The sequence below is a fragment of the Gilliamella sp. BG1 genome (assembly GCF_046635625.1).
Classification (GTDB): Bacteria; Pseudomonadota; Gammaproteobacteria; order Enterobacterales; family Orbaceae; genus Gilliamella; species Gilliamella bombi.
Genome location: NZ_JBIDFG010000008.1, coordinates 81,021 through 99,214 on the forward strand (window position 1 = coordinate 81,021; position 18,194 = coordinate 99,214).

22 protein-coding genes are annotated in these 18,194 nt (G+C 35.9%); 10 read left to right on the top strand and 12 right to left on the bottom strand.

What is annotated here, in order from left to right:
• Positions 1-62: 62 nt before the first annotated feature.
• Complete coding sequence (locus ACGH80_RS05525; protein ID WP_085165999.1) at positions 63-935, bottom strand: EamA family transporter; 873 nt, start codon at positions 933-935, stop codon at positions 63-65.
• Between the two features lie 110 nt (positions 936-1,045).
• On the bottom strand, positions 1,046-2,032 hold the full coding sequence (gene ispB / locus ACGH80_RS05530; RefSeq protein WP_174799337.1) for an octaprenyl diphosphate synthase: 987 nt from the start codon (positions 2,030-2,032) through the stop codon (positions 1,046-1,048).
• 156 nt (positions 2,033-2,188) lie between these two features.
• Between ispB and ACGH80_RS05535 the strand changes: the two genes are divergently transcribed.
• Entirely contained in the window at positions 2,189-3,016 is an 828-nt protein-coding gene (locus ACGH80_RS05535) for a TonB family protein (protein ID WP_411630665.1), read from the top strand.
• Positions 3,017-3,079: 63 nt separating this feature from the next.
• Here the strand turns inward: ACGH80_RS05535 and pepP are convergent, their stop codons facing one another.
• Entirely contained in the window at positions 3,080-4,399 is a 1,320-nt protein-coding gene (gene pepP, locus ACGH80_RS05540; protein ID WP_411630667.1) for a Xaa-Pro aminopeptidase, read from the bottom strand.
• A 33-nt stretch (positions 4,400-4,432) separates the two neighbouring features.
• Positions 4,433-4,984, bottom strand: coding sequence for a UPF0149 family protein (locus tag ACGH80_RS05545; protein ID WP_174799334.1), 552 nt, complete (start codon positions 4,982-4,984; stop codon positions 4,433-4,435).
• A gap of 144 nt (positions 4,985-5,128) precedes the next feature.
• Between ACGH80_RS05545 and ACGH80_RS05550 the strand changes: the two genes are divergently transcribed.
• The 4 genes from ACGH80_RS05550 (at position 5,129) to crr (ending at position 8,146) form a co-directional block, all read left to right on the top strand.
• The gene (locus tag ACGH80_RS05550; protein ID WP_296300516.1) at positions 5,129-5,461 is read left to right on the top strand and encodes a hypothetical protein; all 333 of its coding nucleotides are present in this window, start codon (positions 5,129-5,131) and stop codon (positions 5,459-5,461) included.
• 134 nt (positions 5,462-5,595) lie between these two features.
• Positions 5,596-5,853, top strand: a complete 258-nt coding sequence (gene ptsH / locus ACGH80_RS05555; protein ID WP_034911114.1) for a phosphocarrier protein Hpr — start codon at positions 5,596-5,598, stop codon at positions 5,851-5,853.
• Positions 5,854-5,905: 52 nt separating this feature from the next.
• Positions 5,906-7,633, top strand: coding sequence for a phosphoenolpyruvate-protein phosphotransferase PtsI (ptsI, locus tag ACGH80_RS05560; RefSeq protein WP_296300515.1), 1,728 nt, complete (start codon positions 5,906-5,908; stop codon positions 7,631-7,633).
• A gap of 9 nt (positions 7,634-7,642) precedes the next feature.
• Positions 7,643-8,146 (top strand): PTS glucose transporter subunit IIA, encoded by a 504-nt coding sequence (gene crr / locus ACGH80_RS05565; protein ID WP_034911117.1) that lies wholly within the window; start codon positions 7,643-7,645, stop codon positions 8,144-8,146.
• 78 nt (positions 8,147-8,224) lie between these two features.
• Here crr and pgi read toward each other — a convergent pair whose 3' ends face one another.
• Complete coding sequence (gene pgi, locus ACGH80_RS05570) at positions 8,225-9,874, bottom strand: glucose-6-phosphate isomerase (protein ID WP_411630668.1); 1,650 nt, start codon at positions 9,872-9,874, stop codon at positions 8,225-8,227.
• A gap of 310 nt (positions 9,875-10,184) precedes the next feature.
• On the opposite strand from pgi, the gene fmt reads away from it, so the two are divergent.
• Entirely contained in the window at positions 10,185-11,147 is a 963-nt protein-coding gene (gene fmt, locus ACGH80_RS05575) for a methionyl-tRNA formyltransferase (RefSeq protein WP_174799331.1), read from the top strand.
• A gap of 43 nt (positions 11,148-11,190) precedes the next feature.
• Here the strand turns inward: fmt and tehB are convergent, their stop codons facing one another.
• Complete coding sequence (gene tehB / locus ACGH80_RS05580) at positions 11,191-12,051, bottom strand: SAM-dependent methyltransferase TehB (RefSeq protein WP_174799330.1); 861 nt, start codon at positions 12,049-12,051, stop codon at positions 11,191-11,193.
• A gap of 190 nt (positions 12,052-12,241) precedes the next feature.
• Between tehB and fabI the strand changes: the two genes are divergently transcribed.
• From fabI to ACGH80_RS05600, 4 genes are all read left to right on the top strand, one after another.
• A complete protein-coding gene (gene fabI, locus ACGH80_RS05585) occupies positions 12,242-13,030 on the top strand; it encodes an enoyl-ACP reductase FabI (protein ID WP_034911124.1) in 789 nt (262 codons plus the stop codon).
• A 167-nt stretch (positions 13,031-13,197) separates the two neighbouring features.
• Positions 13,198-13,773 carry a peptidylprolyl isomerase gene (slyD, locus tag ACGH80_RS05590; protein ID WP_411630669.1) on the top strand — a complete coding sequence of 192 codons (576 nt, stop codon included), beginning with the start codon at positions 13,198-13,200 and terminating at the stop codon, positions 13,771-13,773.
• Between the two features lie 176 nt (positions 13,774-13,949).
• The gene (gene radC, locus ACGH80_RS05595; protein ID WP_065589719.1) at positions 13,950-14,621 is read left to right on the top strand and encodes a RadC family protein; all 672 of its coding nucleotides are present in this window, start codon (positions 13,950-13,952) and stop codon (positions 14,619-14,621) included.
• Positions 14,622-14,675: 54 nt separating this feature from the next.
• Complete coding sequence (locus ACGH80_RS05600) at positions 14,676-14,879, top strand: SlyX family protein (RefSeq protein ID WP_034911129.1); 204 nt, start codon at positions 14,676-14,678, stop codon at positions 14,877-14,879.
• Between the two features lie 174 nt (positions 14,880-15,053).
• Here ACGH80_RS05600 and rplQ read toward each other — a convergent pair whose 3' ends face one another.
• From rplQ to rpmJ, 6 genes are all read right to left on the bottom strand, one after another.
• Positions 15,054-15,440 carry a 50S ribosomal protein L17 gene (rplQ, locus tag ACGH80_RS05605; RefSeq protein WP_065589720.1) on the bottom strand — a complete coding sequence of 129 codons (387 nt, stop codon included), beginning with the start codon at positions 15,438-15,440 and terminating at the stop codon, positions 15,054-15,056.
• A gap of 29 nt (positions 15,441-15,469) precedes the next feature.
• On the bottom strand, positions 15,470-16,459 hold the full coding sequence (locus tag ACGH80_RS05610; protein ID WP_034911133.1) for a DNA-directed RNA polymerase subunit alpha: 990 nt from the start codon (positions 16,457-16,459) through the stop codon (positions 15,470-15,472).
• Positions 16,460-16,484: 25 nt separating this feature from the next.
• Positions 16,485-17,105, bottom strand: coding sequence for a 30S ribosomal protein S4 (gene rpsD / locus ACGH80_RS05615; protein ID WP_034911134.1), 621 nt, complete (start codon positions 17,103-17,105; stop codon positions 16,485-16,487).
• Between the two features lie 41 nt (positions 17,106-17,146).
• Complete coding sequence (rpsK, locus tag ACGH80_RS05620) at positions 17,147-17,536, bottom strand: 30S ribosomal protein S11 (RefSeq protein ID WP_025314405.1); 390 nt, start codon at positions 17,534-17,536, stop codon at positions 17,147-17,149.
• A 15-nt stretch (positions 17,537-17,551) separates the two neighbouring features.
• Positions 17,552-17,908 (bottom strand): 30S ribosomal protein S13, encoded by a 357-nt coding sequence (gene rpsM, locus ACGH80_RS05625; RefSeq protein ID WP_025314404.1) that lies wholly within the window; start codon positions 17,906-17,908, stop codon positions 17,552-17,554.
• A 169-nt stretch (positions 17,909-18,077) separates the two neighbouring features.
• A complete protein-coding gene (gene rpmJ, locus ACGH80_RS05630) occupies positions 18,078-18,191 on the bottom strand; it encodes a 50S ribosomal protein L36 (RefSeq protein WP_025314403.1) in 114 nt (37 codons plus the stop codon).
• Positions 18,192-18,194: the final 3 nt, after the last annotated feature.

Genomic DNA, 18,194 nt, shown 5'->3' on the forward strand with positions numbered 1-18,194 from the left:
ACAACCACTATCGCACTTATAAACCACTATCCAATAAATAGTGCGATAGTGGTTTTAATTGTTTAATTGTTTGGTTTACTCGATTTTATTTTTACTGGGCGACTCATAGTTAGCACTGTACCTATTGATGAGGTAATAATAAAAATAATGGCTAACCACTGGTAGTGGGTTAGTTGTTCATGCAAAACAATGAATCCAGAAAGCGCGGCAAAAACAGGCGATAAGCTCATTAATGTACTAAATGTTTGTGCTGGTAATTTTGGTAGTGCAATCATGTCTAATCCATAAGGGATTGCTGATGCCAATAATGAGACCAGAAAAACCATTGGGAGCAATTCCAACGAAAACATGGTACTGCCACTTTGCCAAATTCCAATAGGAAATAAAAAGCACGAAGCAATGACTGATCCAATCGCTACGCTGGCTGAGCCATAAATAGTGCTGGCTTTGCGTCCAAATAAGATGTAACACGCCCAACCACTTCCAGCTAATAGCGCAAATAAAATACCCTTGGGATCTAAATTGCTTGAAGCTTGTTCAATGGGTAAAAGCATAGCCAAGCCAATAATAGCAACACCTAACCAAATAAAATCAAGTACTTTACGCGAGGAGCACATCGCCACCATAATTGGCCCTGTGAGTTCAATGGCAACTGCAATACCTAGCGGAATTCTTGCGATTGCATTGTAAAACGCTAAATTCATACAACCAATTGAAATACCGTATAAAAAAATGTATTTTAATGCTTGTTTTGTCAGTGTTTTACGCCACGGCTTGAATATTAAAATTAGCATAATTGCTGAAAAAAATAATCGCCAAGCTGTCATCCCTTCAGGCCCTAATACAGGAAACAGATATTTGGCTATTGAGGCACTGCCTTGCACTGAAATCATCGAGATAAAAATTAACAAAACAGGCCAAAACCTTTTAAGCATAAATAATTACCTTAAATTAAAGTTATTGTATATGAAACTAATGACAAAAAGTTTCAGGAAACTATGTGTTTGAGTATAAAAAGCATATATTTAATTGATTTATTGGCTAGTTAGTTTTCTCTTTTTACTGACAATAAGGCAAGATCTTGTAACGCTTGTTTATAAGGCGAATCAGGTAAAATTGCGATAACATCAAAGGCTTTTTGCGCTTCTTTTTGAGCTGTTTGTAACGTAAAATCTAGCGAACCACATTCGTCCATGATGTTTAAAATACGATCTAATAATTGTCGACCATTACCTTGCTCTATTGCTTGGCGTATTAATGCCGCATCTTGGGCGTTTTTTGTGTGGTGCATAGCATGTAAAAGCGGTAGAGTGGGCTTGCCTTCGTTAAGATCGTCCCCTAAATTTTTACCTAATTTTTGGTTGCTATCAGCGCTATAATCGAGTAGATCATCAATGATTTGAAAGGCTGTGCCTAAATATTTTCCATATTCTTGTAGGGCGAGTTCTTGCTCCTCACTAGCTCCAGCTAGGACAGCAGCAGAATGCGATGTTGCTTCAAATAGACGTGCCGTTTTTCGATAAATTACATCTAAATATTGTTCTTTTGTGATATCTGGATCGTTACAATTAATCAACTGTTGTACTTCACCTTCAGCTATTACATTGGTTGCAGCCGACATGATCGTCAATACTTTAAACGATTCTGTACGTACCATCATTTGAAAAGAGCGTGTGTAAATATAATCGCCAACTAATACGCTCGCGGCATTGCCAAAAAGTGCATTAGCGGTTGATTTGCCTCGGCGTAAATCGGATTCGTCAACAACATCATCATGCAATAAGGTGGCGGTATGAATGAATTCAATAAAAGCAGCAGTGATAATATGTTTATCGCCTTGGTAGTTGAGTGCTTTGGCTATTAATAATGCGATAACAGGACGTATACGTTTGCCACCACTACTAATGATGTAATTGCCTAATTGATTAATTAAAGCCACATCAGAAGTTAGTTCTGCCTGTATTGCCTCATTTACTTTGACTAAATCATTTTTAACAAGATCGAGTATTTGATTCATTGATGGAGTATTCATCAGCCTAACCACTACAAATAATAGATATTTATTTTCTATTATCTGATAAATATCTTTATGCAACAAGGTATCATCCATCTTATTTTAAAATAATACTACAAATGATAAGCATTTTCATTTAGAATAACTGTCATTAAGTTAAATATGATTATTATTATGAAGATTAACTTTGATATAGATCTCGATGATACTAAGGCCCCTTTGAGTCCAATTAAAAAAAAACCTAAAAATACCTATGTATGTACATCAGTTTCTGTATTGTCGCATCTTATCTTATTTGCTTTGCTCTTTAGTTCTGCCTTGTTTGCTAAAAATGTTGCTGTTGATGAAGGCGATAATGCGATTAAAGCTATTATGGTCGATCTATCGCAATTTGCCGCCCCTGAACAATCATTAGTTGAAAATACCCCTGAAATTCAAGGTGCGGAAAATAGTGAACTGATCGATAACAAACAAATTGAAGAAAAACCAGTTGATCCTGTTGTTGAACCTGAAGTAGTTAAGGAAGAAAATCCTGAATCTATTCTCGAAAAAATATCTAATAAATCAACAGTTGAGCCCCAAAAGGAAGTTGTAGTAAAAAAAGAGAAAAAGCCGAAAAAAAAGCGCAGGCCAGTCCAAAAAGCTTCTCATAAACAAGTTAGGCAAGAAGTGGTTAGTGATAATTTGGCAAATACCTCTGTTGCACCCAAACTTTCAGATAATCGCCAATATTCAGGTAATCCTTCTCCAATTAGACGGAATCAACCTGAGTATCCACGCCGAGCGCTTGATATGCGCTTAGAAGGCTATGTGGTAGCAATGTTTGATGTTAACAGCGATGGGCAAGTTGAAAATATTCGCATTGTTGAAGCAAATCCTAATAATATATTTAATCGTTCGGTAATAAATGCCATGAAAACTTGGAAGTACAAACCAATTCCAGCAAAAGACCTAAAAATTAGAATTATTTTTAATCGTGATAAATCAATTAAGTTGGATTAATAATTAGGTAGATGAAAACAAAAAACCGTAATTTTTATTTTAAAAATTACGGTAACGACACAATTAATGAGTAAATTTATTTTCCATTAATTTTTCAATTTTAGCTGGATCTTTTGGAACATCACCTGTCAGAACTTCATTTCCTGTGTCAGTAATTAAAATGTTATCTTCGATCCGAATACCGATACCTTTATATTGTGCAGGCACATCTGATTCTTGATTAATATAAAGCCCTGGTTCAACGGTCAATACCATTCCTGGCTCTAAAATTCGATCTCGTCCACTACCAACATCATGTACATCAATACCTAACCAATGGCCTAAACCGTGCATGTAATATTGTGTATAAGCTTTATTAGAAATTAAGCTATCAACATCACCTTGCATAATTCCGAGTTTTACTAAACCTTCTACCATCGTTCTTATAACTTGATTATTGACTTCCATAATTGAAGTGCCCGGTTTAAATAATTTAATGGCTTGATATTGTGATGCTAAAACGATGTTATAAATTTCAAGTTGAGCTTGGTTAAATTTGCCATTGATAGGAAAAGTGCGAGTTATATCGCCTGCATAGTACTGATATTCACAACCCGCATCAATTAAAACTAAATCGCCATCTTTTAACTGCTGACTATTATTTTCATAATGTAGTATACATCCATTATTACCACTACCAACAATAGTGTTATAAGATGGTGCTCGTGCGCCATGCCACGCAAATTCATGCAAGATTTCAGCTTCTAGTTGATACTCATACATATTCGGTTTACATCTTTGCATTGCTCGAACGTGAGATTGTGCGCTGATTTTGCAAGCCTTGCGCAATATTTTTATTTCAAAATCTGATTTAAACATGCGCATTTGATGAACTATCGGTCGCCAATCGATCGTGCTGTTTGGTGCATAAAGATTTAATCTACTCCCTTGTCGCAGAGTATTCATTGTGCGATTTACAATGCTATCGGCATATTGATACTGTTGGTCAGCATGATAAACCGCCGTTTTGCCATTTAATAAATCAGGTAATACTTTTTCAATCTCATCAAATATATAAGCTTCATCAACAAAAACCGTCTTTAATGCGGCATCTTGACCTAAACGGTAACCTGTCCAAGTCTCTGCTAGCGTATCTTTTGGGCGATTAAATAATATGTATTTAGTTGTATTATCTTTTTGTTTAACTACTGCAAATACCGCTTCTGGTTCAGAAAAAAGTGTAAAATACCAAAAGTCGCTATTTTGTCGATATGGGTAGTGGGTGTCATTACTCCTCGTCATTTCTGGAGCAGCAAAAAAAAGTGCAACACTATTTGGTATCATTTGAGCTAGTAATTTTTCTCGACGTGCAAAAAGTTCTGTTTCGATATCAGTATTTATCATTGTGATGCCCCTGAAGATATAATGTTATTAATATTAATGGATTGTTGGGGGTGTGTCAGCCTCATTAAATTCGTTAAATTCATCAAAACATAGCATAGAAGTTATGCGAACATACTCTTTTATCTCTTCAAAAGCAAAACCAAGCTCTTGTTGATCTTCATTTTCATCATAGCCTAGTTTAACAATTTGACGTAGGTCATAAATAGCTTCACCAACATCACCTTTGATGTGGTTAATTTTAGGTTGCACAAGTCCAATACCAAGTAAAAAATGATTTACCCAACCAACTAAATCATCCAGTTGTGTATATAAATCTTTGTCGCTAAGTAATAACTGAAAGCTGAAATCTTCTTCAAAAAATTGCTGTTTGATAAGCGCATAAAGTTGGCTAATTTTTTCATCTAATGATGTTGGCATTTTTTGACCATTGTTTAACATATCCTCAACTAATGGACGCCAGCTCTCGTCATTGTTACCTCCAGCTAATATGCCTGAAAGAAAACCATGTAACTCAGCAGCGGTAATGCCTATTTTATTTTGGATTAATTGGCGATTAAATTCGTCGTAATTAATAGTATCTGACATAAACTTCCCCTAATATTATTACATCAAGAAAAATGCACTCTGCACTTTCTTCAATTATTAGTATATAATTTGCATCTAATTATAAATCATAAACAGATTGCTTTGCTTTATAAAGGAATTATTTTGAACATTATAGGATTTATCATGAAATTTTCTCTGCAACTATTATTTTTTGCAGGATTAACATTATCATTAACCTCCTGTAGTTCGTTTTTATCGAATAAAGGCGTAATTGTCCTTGATGTGCAAGATAAAATACATACCTATGTAACCAGTCAAGACTTACCTAAATCTTATAAATTGGGTAATAGTGAGCAGGAATTACAGCGATTCGAGGCTTTCTGTAGAGAGGAGATCCGCGTATCACAACTTGATGGTAGTGAAGAAATCGTTTTTGAGAATATTAAACATGGAATCCATGGACAGGTAGAATTTAAAAAATGTAGTGATAAAGTCACTCGTATCTACCGATACTGATAAAGTATGGCTATCTTAAATATGATAGCTAATACGACGACTTAATATAAAAGATCGATGAAATCTTACTAGCCTTTCAGGCAGTTTTTATTTATATTGGTCGGTGAAACAAAATATTTTGGGAGTAAAATAATATGTATAAACAAGATGTAACTATTACTGCATCTAACGGTCTTCATACCCGCCCTGCTGCACAATTTGTTAAAGAAGCAAAGAACTTTAATGCAGAAATTACTGTCACATCTAATGGTAAAAGTGCGAGTGCTAAAAGTCTGTTTAAGTTACAAACATTAGGTTTATCACAAGGCACAACTATTACCATTTCTGCCGAAGGTGAAGACGAAAAAGAAGCAGTTGCTCATTTAGTAAAATTAATTCCTGAGTTGGAATAATAACTCCCGATTAGCTATGAACGGTTTTAAAATAGAATAAGGATTAAATGTTATGGTATCAGGTACACTTGTTTCCCCCGGTATCGCTTTTGCTAAAGCGCTATTATTAAAAGAAGAGCCTATTGTTATTAGTAATAGGCAAATTCTTGATAACAAGATTGAGGCTGAAATTGAGCGCTTCAAGGAAGCTCGCCAAAAATCAAGTAAACAGCTACATACGATTATGGAACGAGCAAAATCCACATTAGGCGAAGATAAAGCGGCCATTTTTGAAGGGCATATTATGCTTCTTGAAGATGAGGATCTTGAACAAGAAGTTATTTCTCGTATTCAAAGTAAACATTCAACCGCTGATGCCGCTGTTCAATCTGTATTTGAAACTCAAGCTAAAGAATTAGAAAATCTAGATGATGAATATCTAAAAGAACGTGCCGCAGATATTCGTGATATTGGTAAACGTTTACTCAAAAATATTTTAGGTATTGAAATTGTTGACTTGAGTGCTATTAGCCAACCATGTATTTTAGTTGCAACCGATTTAACACCTTCTGAAACAGCTCAGCTAAACTTGGATATGGTGCTAGGTTTTATTACTGACGCTGGTGGACGCACCTCGCATACTTCAATTATGGCTCGCTCTTTAGAGATACCAGCTATCGTCGGAACATCTAATGCAACTCAAGCAATCAAACAAGGCGATTTTGTTATTTTAGATGCTATAAATAATGCTGTTTATATCAATCCAGATCACACAACGCAAGAAAAATTAAAACAAGTTCAAGCTAAATATATTAGTGATAAAGAAGAGCTAGCTAAATTGAAAGATCTACCTGCTGTAACCCTTGATGGTCATCAAGTAGAGATTTGTGGTAACATCGGTACAGTACGCGATATTGCAGGTGCTGAACGTAACGGTTATGAAGGTGTTGGTCTATACCGTACTGAATTCTTATTTATGGATCGCGAAGCTTATCCTGATGAAGAAGAACAGTTTAAAGCATATAAAGAAGTAGCTGAATCAACCAATGGTTTATCGGTAATTGTCCGTACCATGGATATTGGTGGCGATAAGGATGTACCTTATATGCATTTACCAAAAGAAGAAAATCCATTCTTAGGTTGGCGAGCAATTCGAATCTGTTTAGATCGTAAAGAAGTACTTCATGCACAATTACGCGCAATTTTGCGTGCATCAGCATTTGGTAAATTGCGCATTATGTTCCCAATGATTATTTCTGTTGAAGAAATCCGAACATTAAAATCCGAAATCAATGCTCTTAAAGAACAATTGACTGCTGAAGGCAAATCATTTGATAAAAATATTGAAATCGGTGTAATGATTGAAACTCCTGCAGCCGCTGTGATTGCACATCACTTAGCCAAGGAAGTAGACTTTTTTAGTATCGGTACCAATGACTTAACACAATATACGCTTGCCGTTGACCGTGGTAACGAATTAATTTCTCACCTTTATAATCCGTTTTCGCCTTCAGTGTTAACTCTGATTAAAAATGTTATCGATGCTTCTCATAAAGAAGGTAAATGGACAGGTATGTGTGGAGAGCTTGCTGGTGATGAAAGAGCCACAATCTTATTGCTTGGTATGGGACTTGATGAATTTAGTATGAGTGCAGTATCAATTCCTAAAATCAAAAAATTAATTCGCAATACTAACTATGAAGAAGCGAAAAAATTTGCTGATACAGTATTAGAAAAAGCAACTTCTAAAGAAATTATTGATTTAATTGAAAATTACACTGCTGAAAAGCAAATTTGTTAGGAGGCAATAATGGGTCTATTCGATAAAATTAAGCAATTCGTATCCGATGATAATAAAAACAGCATCGAGATTATTGCTCCCTTAAGTGGCGAAATTGTCAAAATCGAAGATGTACCAGATGTGGTTTTTGCTGAAAAAATCGTTGGTGATGGGGTAGCAATTAAACCTTCTGGTAATAAAATTGTCGCTCCATTAAGTGGAAAAATAGGCAAAATTTTCGAAACCAACCACGCTTTTGCTATAGAATCGGATGAAGGCATTGAGCTTTTTGTTCACTTTGGTATTGATACAGTAGAACTAAAAGGTGAAGGCTTCAAACGAGTTGCTGAAGAAGGTCAGCAGGTAAAAGTAGGTGATACCATTATTGAAATTGATTTACCTCTACTTGAAAGCAAAGCTAAATCCGTATTAACTCCGGTAGTTATTTCTAATATGGAAACCATAATAGAATTAAATAAATTATCTGGCTCTGTCGAAGCAGGTAAAACTCCAATAATGCGTGTGAAAAAATAATTTTTTCACTATTATAAAAAACCTTCAGTTTTAGCTGAAGGTTTTTTTTATATTATAACTTATCTTTTTTAATAATACTTAACGCCATTTTTTGTATTGGTTGATTAAGCTATTGGTTGAATCATCGTGAGAACTAACTGGTTTATCATCTGCTAATTCAGGTAAAATACGTCCAGCAAGTTGTTTACCAAGTTCAACACCCCATTGATCAAAACTAAATATATTAAGAATAACTCCTTGAGTAAAGATTTTATGCTCATACATCGCAACTAAGGCACCAAGAGCATAAGGTGTAATTTTTTTCACTAATATTGAATTAGTTGGTTTATTACCTTCAAATACTTTAAATGGTACAACAGACTTCACTTCATCAAGATTTTTCCCTGCAGCTATGAATTCTTGCTCGACCTGCTCTTTTGTTTTACCAAAAGCTAAAGCTTCAGTTTGAGCAAAAAAGTTAGATAATAATTTTGGGTGATGATCTCCAACTGGATTATGGCTTATTGCTGGCGCAATAAAATCACAAGGGATGAGTTTAGTACCCTGGTGAATTAATTGATAAAATGCATGTTGACCATTGGTTCCTGATTCGCCCCAAATAATTGGACCTGTTGTGTAAGGTGTTTTATTACCGTTGCGATCGACACTTTTACCATTTGACTCCATATTTCCTTGTTGGAAATAAGCCGCAAAACGGTGCATGTACTGATCATATGGTAAAATAGCTTCAGTTTCAGCACCACAAAAATTATTGTACCAAATACCAATTAATGCCAGTAACGTTGGAATATTTTTATCAATTGGTGCGTTTTGGAAGTGCTTATCCATCGCATGGCCGCCAGCTAAAAATTGTTTGAAGTTATCAAAACCAATTGATAAAACAATCGATAAGCCAATTGCCGACCAAGATGAATAACGTCCACCAACCCAATCCCAAAATTCAAACATATTAGCTGTATCAATACCAAATTTTTCAACTTCTTTAGCATTAGTTGAAAGAGCAACAAAGTGCAAAGCAACTGCTTTATCATCTTTAGCAGCATCAAGTAACCATGCTCGTGCTGTTTGTGCATTTGTCATAGTTTCTTGAGTGGTAAAGGTTTTGGATGCAACCAAAAATAAAGTGGTTTCAGGATTTAAGTCTTTTAACGCTTCAACGATATGTGTGCCATCTACATTTGATACGAAATGCATGTTCAAGTGGTTTTTGTAAGGTCGTAGTGCTTCAGTAATCATTACTGGCCCTAGATCTGAACCACCAATACCAATATTGACCACATCAGTAATGGCTTTACCAGCGTATCCTTTCCATTCACCATTAATGATTTTTTTACTGAATGATTCCATCTTAGCTAAGACAGTATTAACATCATCCATCACATTCTTACCATCAACATAAATTGGTGTATTTGATACATTACGTAATGCAACATGTAATACAGCTCGATTTTCTGTACGATTAATCTTTTCACCACTATACATGGCTTTAGTAGCACCAATTAGATCGCATTCATCAGCTAGCTTATAAAGCAACTCTAGCGTCTCTTGTGTCACTCTATTTTTAGATAAATCAACCAAAAACTCTTCTTCAAAAGGAATAGTAAGCTTTTCAACACGTTTTGGTTCTTCTTTCAGAATTTGTGCAATGGTTTTATTGTGGTGTTTTTCGTAACTAGCTTGAAGGGATTTCCAAGATTGGGTTGTTGTTGGATCAATTGATTTTAACATAATTTATTCCTTAAATAATATTGCATTATAGCCATAATATAACTATGCCTAACATGATGCAAGATAAGGATCTCATCGATTAAAATAATTCGCTAGAAACCCATAAAGCGTTTTTTCTGAAATCATTTGTAACGTTTAATCGTATTAAATTAGAGGGATAATTACACAACATAACCTAATGTATATAAATATTATCAATATTTATACCAACTAAAGATGTTTATCATATCCATGAGTTTTTTTGATTAAAGATTCTCACTAAAATTTCGGGTATAATTCAGATAAATTTTTGATTATGGACATAACGCTTATGCCACATGCAACTAAACCTTTAAATATTATTTTTGCAGGTACACCCGATTTTGCTGCAACTCATTTAAAAGCTCTTATTAACTCACGCCATAATGTAATTGCTGTTTTTACGCAACCAGATCGCCCTGCAGGTCGTGGTAATAAATTAACAGCAAGCCCTGTTAAACAATTAGCTGTTGAGCATAATATTCCTGTTTATCAACCAGCAACGCTTAAATCCGAAGAAAATCAAAAAATCATTGCTGAATTAAATGCTGACATTATGGTTGTTGTTGCTTATGGACTTATTTTGCCACAAGCTGTACTTGGTATACCTAGATTAGGTTGCTTAAATGTGCATGGTTCGTTATTACCCCGTTGGCGAGGTGCTGCGCCAATTCAACGTGCATGTTGGGCAGGCGATGAAGAAACAGGCATTACCATTATGCAGATGGATGCAGGGCTTGATACGGGTGATATGCTTTATAAGCTTACCTGTCCTATTGAGCAATCCGATACTAGCGCATCACTGTATGAGAAACTCGCAAAACTCGGTCCCCAAGGCTTGCTTGATACATTAGAGTTAATCACTGAAGGAAAAATCCAACCTGAAAAACAAGATGAGGCGCAAGCAACCTATGCCGAAAAGCTGTCAAAACAGGAAGCTAAACTTGATTGGAATTTGCCTGCCGTGCAACTTGAACGTTGCGTTCGGGCTTTTAACCCATGGCCAGTGAGTTATTTTGAGGTTAATGGTGAGCCTGTAAAAGTATGGCAAGCCCATGTGGTAAAAATGGATTCAAAACAGACGGCTGGCACAATTTTGCAAGCCAATAAAAATGGCATTTGTATTGCAACCAGCAACGGCGCATTGAATATGATACTTTTGCAACCTGCTGGGAAAAAACCGATGTCTGCCCAAGATTTGTTAAACTCACGCAAGGCTTGGTTTACGGTCGGCGAAAAATTAAATACACGTTAATCGATTAATGTATAAAATTACAGGATGCTATATCCTGTAATCGTTATCGTTTTTTAGCCAATAAGGTTGCAAACCTTAATTTGATTCTGTTTCCATGTATATCCGTTTTATGCAATTGTCCAACATCTTCATTATATTTTAGTATTTCCCAATCTTGGTAATATTGGCGCAATTCGTTTTCTTTAAAAGTAAATGAAAACCCAACAGAGCAAGGGTAATCAGGCGTAGACATGGCGCTGACAATTAAATTATATCCCCCTGATTTGGTCATTTTTTGCATGTTATTAATAATAGCTGGAATTCTTTCGGGTTGTAAAAACATCATGACAACGGTCGAAAAAATAAAATCATATTCGCCCGGTAAATTTGCTTGATTGATATCGTAAACCATTGCATTAATGTGCTTAAGGTTATCATCATTAATGATTTTTTGTAAGTTTCCAATACTGAGCTCTGATTTATCAATCGCGGTAACATCAAAGCCTTGTAACTGCAAGTAAAGTGAATTACGACCTGAACCACAACCTAAATCCAATGCCTTTCCTGTTTGGATAATCTTTGTTGCGTTAATTACCTCGGAGTGGGTTTTGGTCATTTGGTATTTTTTTTGAGTATAATCCTCAGGCAAACAGTAAAATGCTAACTGGCACTGTAAGTCATCTGATATTTCGGCTATACGGTGCCATTGCTGTGGCAATATAAATGGCGGTTGCTGCTGAGTATCAAAACAATGCTTAGTAATCACTTCGCCTTGTTCGGTTAACATTTCAAAACCAATACTTCCTTTTAAAATTTCTAACTTCGCCCATGTACCAATTTGGGTATTATGCTTTTGACGCAACAACGCAGGTAATGTATCAGCATTCCAAATAGGCAATGTTTTGTAACAAACTAAATTATTCAAATTGGTACCTCCTATAAAAAAACAATAGTTGACTATTATAGTAGGATATTAATATGGTAAACAATCATTTATTTTAGACAATAAAATAAAAACCTATCAACGAAAATAAATTTATAGTGGCGAAGTTGGCTTGATCAACATATAATCGTCATCATCCTAGACTATATAGTGAAAATTAGAGGAATAATTTATGGGATTTTTAACAGGTAAACGTATACTCGTTACGGGTGTTGCAAGTAATCGTTCAATTGCTTACGGTATTGCACAAGCAATGCATCGTGAAGGCGCTGAACTCGCTTTTACTTACCAAAATGATAAATTAAAAACACGCGTTGAAGAGTTTGCCGCTGATTTTGGTTCTAAAATCGTTTTACCTTGCGATGTTGCTCATGATGAAAGCATCTCTGAACTATTTTCTGAACTTGCAAAAACTTGGGATAAATTTGATGGTTTTGTTCATGCTATTGCTTTCGCACCAGGTGATCAATTAGATGGCGATTATGTTAATGCTGTTACCCGTGAAGGTTTTGCTATTGCTCACGATATTAGCTCTTATAGCTTCGTTGCTATGGCTAAGGCATGTCGTTCAATGCTAAATCCAAATTCAGCATTAGTGACACTTTCTTATCTTGGTGCTGAGCGTGCAATCCCTAACTATAATGTAATGGGACTAGCTAAAGCCTCACTAGAAGCAAATGTGCGTTATATGGCAAATGCTATGGGGCCTGAAGGTGTCCGTGTTAATGCAATTTCAGCAGGCCCTATTCGTACACTGGCGGCATCGGGTATTAAAGATTTCAAAAAAATGTTATCTCACTGTGAATCAGTAACACCAATCCGTCGCACTGTGACAACCGAAGATGTGGGTAATTCAGCAGCATTTTTATGTTCAGATTTAGCATCAGGTATTACAGGTGAAGTCATTCACGTTGACGGTGGATTTAGCATCGCTGCGATGAATGAATTAGAACTTAAATAAGCTGCTCTCAGTGTGTGTGAAAAAGGCGCTAAACCATAAATGTTTGCGCCTTTTTTATTTTATTTTTTGGTAAGTTTTGAACAAAAATATAAAATTTAGAATACTTATACTCTTTTTTCCGTTAAAATCTAATGTAATTTGCTCAATAAAAGTTTGTTGGAGAAAAAATGAAAATAGCAAAAAATACAGTGGTTAGTTTAGCATACCAAGTTCGCACTAAAGACGGTGTTTTAGTTGATGAAGCAACTACGACAGCGCCATTAGAATATTTACATGGTGCAGGTAACTTGCTACAAGATCTTGAGAACGCATTAGATGGTCACCAAGTTGGCGACAAATTTGACGTTGAGCTAATTAATGCTTACGGGGATTTTAATGATGCTCTTGTACAAAATGTTCCTCGTGACGTTTTTGTTGGTGTAGATGAACTTGAAGTCGGTATGCGATTTTTTGCTGATACCGAGCATGGTTCTTTACCCGTTGAAATCACCGCTATCGATGGCGATACCATCACTATTGATGGAAACCATATGTTAGCTGGACAAGATTTACAATTTAACGTTGAAGTATTGGCTATTCGTGAAGCTATTGAAGATGAAATTGCTCACGGGCATATTCATGGTGAGCATGGTCATGATCACGGACATGGCGGTTGTGGCTGTGGTGGTCATTCTCATGAAGACGAAGATGATGAAAACACAGGCTGCTGTGGCGGTGGCCATGGTGGCTGCGGTTGTCACTAATTCTTAATTAATTTAAATTAAATTTTAAAAGCGCTATATAGCGCTTTTTATTTACTTCTGTTTTGTGTTTTTGCTTAATAAGTTGTGAAACAACTCCCAATATTTTAAATTATCATTTTGCTTTGCTAATTTTTCCTTTAATAATCTTTATTTTACGATTATTGGGATCTGCAACTATGCCTTCACAACCAATAGCATTAATGCCGCGTGAAAAGCTTTTAAAATTTGGCGTTGAAGCACTCAGTGATACTGAATTACTTGCTCTTTTTTTACGCACTGGCACTCGAGATTTGCCTGTTTTGGAACTGTCACAAAAGCTATTAAATGAGTTTGGTTCTTTTTATAATTTAATTAATGCAAGCCATAGTGATTTTTGCAAGAAGAAAGGATTGGGAACGGCTAAATATACACAATTGAAAGCAGTTGTTGAACTTTCTTATAGATATTTAAAAGTTAAAATGACTACCGATAATTTTTTGACATCGTCATCTTTGACACATCACTATTTAGCTAGTCGATTGGCTAATAAAGATCGTGAAGTTTTTATGGTTATTTTTTTAGATAATCAAAATCGCGTCATAGCATCAGAAGATATGTTTGTCGGTACCTATAATTGTGTTGAAGTCCACCCAAGAGAAGTTGTTAGACGAGCATTACAACATAACGCAGCCGCATTGATTCTAGCTCATAATCATCCTTCAGGTGTGGCAAAACCTAGTCAGGCAGATCGCCATCTTACACAAAAAATAGAAGAAGTTTGTGAATTGGTTGATATTCGAGTCATAGATCATATTGTTATAGGTAAAGGTGAATATTTCTCTTTTGCAGAGCATGGATGGATTTCGTAGCTATTTTTACTTACAATGTAATTTAATCAACTAATCTATATATGAATTTATTTTATGAACCAGCAATTAGAATTACTTGAAACCAAAGTAGCTTTTCAAGAAATCACCATTGAAGAACTTAATCAAATGGTAACTAACCTTCAAGCTGATGTTAGCAAATTAAAAGAACAATTGACGTTATTGTCTCAAAAACTACAGGCAACACAACCTTCAAACATTGCTAATTTATCTGAAGAAACACCACCACCTCACTATTAATTGTATTTATGAGGTAAATAACTGTTGTTAACAATTATTTATTTAATAATTTTGTCTTGATCTCTTTTAGTTTTTAACTAATTTTAACTAAAGTTAGTAATTTGAGTTTTCAAATATAGTAAACATAAATAAAAAACCGGCATATAGCCGGTTTTAATACACAATGATTTATTATTATTCAGCTGATGCTGCTTCTTCTACTGCAGGACGATCAACTAATTCAATATAAGCCATTGGAGCATTATCTCCATCACGGAAACCACATTTTAAAATACGTACATAACCGCCAGGACGGGTAGCAAAACGTGGACCTAAATCTGAAAATAATTTTTTAACTGTATCTTTATCACGGATACGAGCAAAAGCCAGACGGCGATTAGCTACGCTATCGCTTTTGGCTAGCGTAATTAACGGTTCAACAACACGACGCAACTCTTTTGCTTTAGGCAATGTAGTTTTGATGATTTCATGTTCAACAAGTGAACTTGTCATGTTACGAAACATTGCTTGACGATGGCTGCTATTTCGGTTCAGTTGACGACCACTTTTACGATGGCGCATAACTTTATCCTTCTTATATAAATTTTATCTTAGTCTTCAACAATACTTGCTGGTGGCCAATTCTCAAGACGCATGCCTAAAGATAAACCACGAGATGCGAGCACGTCCTTAATTTCAGTAAGTGATTTCTTACCAAGATTAGGGGTTTTAAGTAACTCAACTTCGGTACGTTGTACTAAATCACCAATATAATGAACTGCTTCTGCCTTTAAGCAATTAGCAGACCGAACAGTTAATTCCAAATCATCTACTGGACGTAAAAGGATTGGATCAAATTCCGGTTTATCTTCTTTAACTTCTGGTTGACGTACATCTCGTAAATCAACGAAAGCTTCAAGTTGTTCAGCCAAAATAGTTGATGCACGACGAATAGATTCTTCTGGATCGATAGTACCATTAGTTTCCATATCGATAACAAGTTTATCTAAATCCGTACGTTGTTCCACACGAGCAGCATCAACAGAATATGCAATGCGCTCTACAGGGCTATAACATGCGTCAACTAACAGACGACCGATTGGTCGTTCTTCATCTTCTGACTTAACGCGAGCAGAAGCAGGGACATAACCACGTCCTCGTTGTACACGAATACGCATACTAATTGAAGCATTGGCATCAGTAAGATGACAAATCACTAAATCAGGATTAACAATTTCAACATCACCATCATGAGTGATATCAGATGCTGTTACTGCACCTATGCCCGATTTATTTAAAGTCAGCATAACATCATCTTTCGTATGTACACGTACTGCTAATTTTTTTAAATTAAGCAGAATATCAAGTACATCTTCTTGAACGCCTTCTTTAGTACTGTACTCATGCAGAACACCGTCAATTTCAACTTCGGTTACTGCATATCCCGGCATAGATGATAATAAAATGCGGCGTAGTGCATTACCTAAAGTATGGCCAAAACCACGTTCTAGTGGCTCTAAAGTCACTTTAGCATGTGTTTGGCTGTATTGAACAACATCAACTAGGTGAGGTTTTAAAAACTCTGTTACAGAACCCTGCATTATGTCCTCTCTTAAGTGCTAAACTTTACTTAGAGTAAAGTTCGACGATCAAATGTTCGTTGATATCAGCAGATAAATCTGAACGTTCTGGTAAGCGTTTAAATACACCTTCCATTTTGCTAGCATCAACTTCTAACCATGTTGGTTTTTCACGTTGTTCAGCTAGCTCTAAAGCGGCTTTAATACGTGCTTGTTTTTTTGATTTTTCGCGAACACTAATCACATCTTCAGGTGAAACTTGATAAGATGCAATATTCACAACACGACCATTAACAAGAACAGCTTTATGACTAACTAATTGACGAGCTTCAGCACGAGTTGCACCAAATCCCATGCGATAAACAACGTTATCTAAGCGACGTTCTAAAAGACCAAGTAGGTTTTCACCGGTATTGCCTTTAATTCGAGCTGCGCTTTTGTAGTAATTACGGAATTGACGTTCTAAAATTCCATAAATACGTCTAACTTTTTGCTTTTCACGTAACTGAACACCATAATCTGATAAACGCGGTTTACGCGCACCATGTTGTCCAGGAGCTTGTTCTAATTTACATTTACTATCAATCGCTCGGACACCAGATTTAAGGAATAAATCTGTACCTTCACGACGACTTAATTTGAGTTTTGGTCCCAAATATCTTGCCATTTTATTTCTCCAATAATCCTAAACATTCAATGTTTAAAAAATTAAACACGACGTTTCTTTGGTGGACGACAACCGTTATGAGGAATCGGAGTAACATCAGTAATGTTAGTGATGCGATAACCCGCTGCATTTAATGCACGAATTGTTGACTCACGACCAGGACCAGGTCCTTTTACCATAACTTCCAGATTCTTAATTCCGTAATCTTTGACAGCTTCAGCACAACGTTCTGCGGCCACTTGAGCTGCAAAAGGAGTTGATTTACGAGAGCCACGGAAACCAGAACCACCAGCGGTTGCCCAACCTAACGCATTACCTTGACGATCGGTAATAGTTACGATTGTATTGTTGAATGATGCATGAATATGAGCTATACCATCAGAAACTTGCTTTTTTACACGTTTACGTGTACGAACAGGTGTCTTTGCCATTTAATTATACCTCAATTATTTCTTGATTGGCTTACGCGGTCCCTTACGGGTACGAGCGTTAGTCTTTGTGCGTTGACCGCGAACAGGAAGTCCACGACGGTGACGCATGCCACGATAACAACCAAGGTCTAATAAACGCTTGATACTCATAGTTACTTCTCGGCGTAAATCACCTTCAACAGTGAATTTAGCGACTTGTTCACGTAACTTTTCAATCTGATCTTCAGATAGTTCTCTGATCTTAACATGTTCAGGAATACCAGCTTCAGCACAAATTGTCTTAGCTCGAGTATTTCCAATACCATAAATTGCTTGTAAAGCAATTACAGCATGTTGTTGATCAGGAATGTTAATGCCTGCTATACGGGCCACTATGCACTCCTTTATTGTTAATGTTTAGCAAATTCACCATACTGAAAAGCCCGTTTTCAGGATACTCAAACAGTGAATTTACAAATAAATCTAGGCTGGCTATTCTAGCCAGCTTTACTATACTTTGGCAAGAAAAATATGCAAAAGCTCAACTTTCCAGTTAAATAAATTAACCTTGACGTTGTTTGTGTTTACCTTCAACGCAAATAACACGAACGATGCCATTACGTTTAATGATTTTACAATTTCTGCATAATTTCTTGACTGAAGCACGAACTTTCATTTT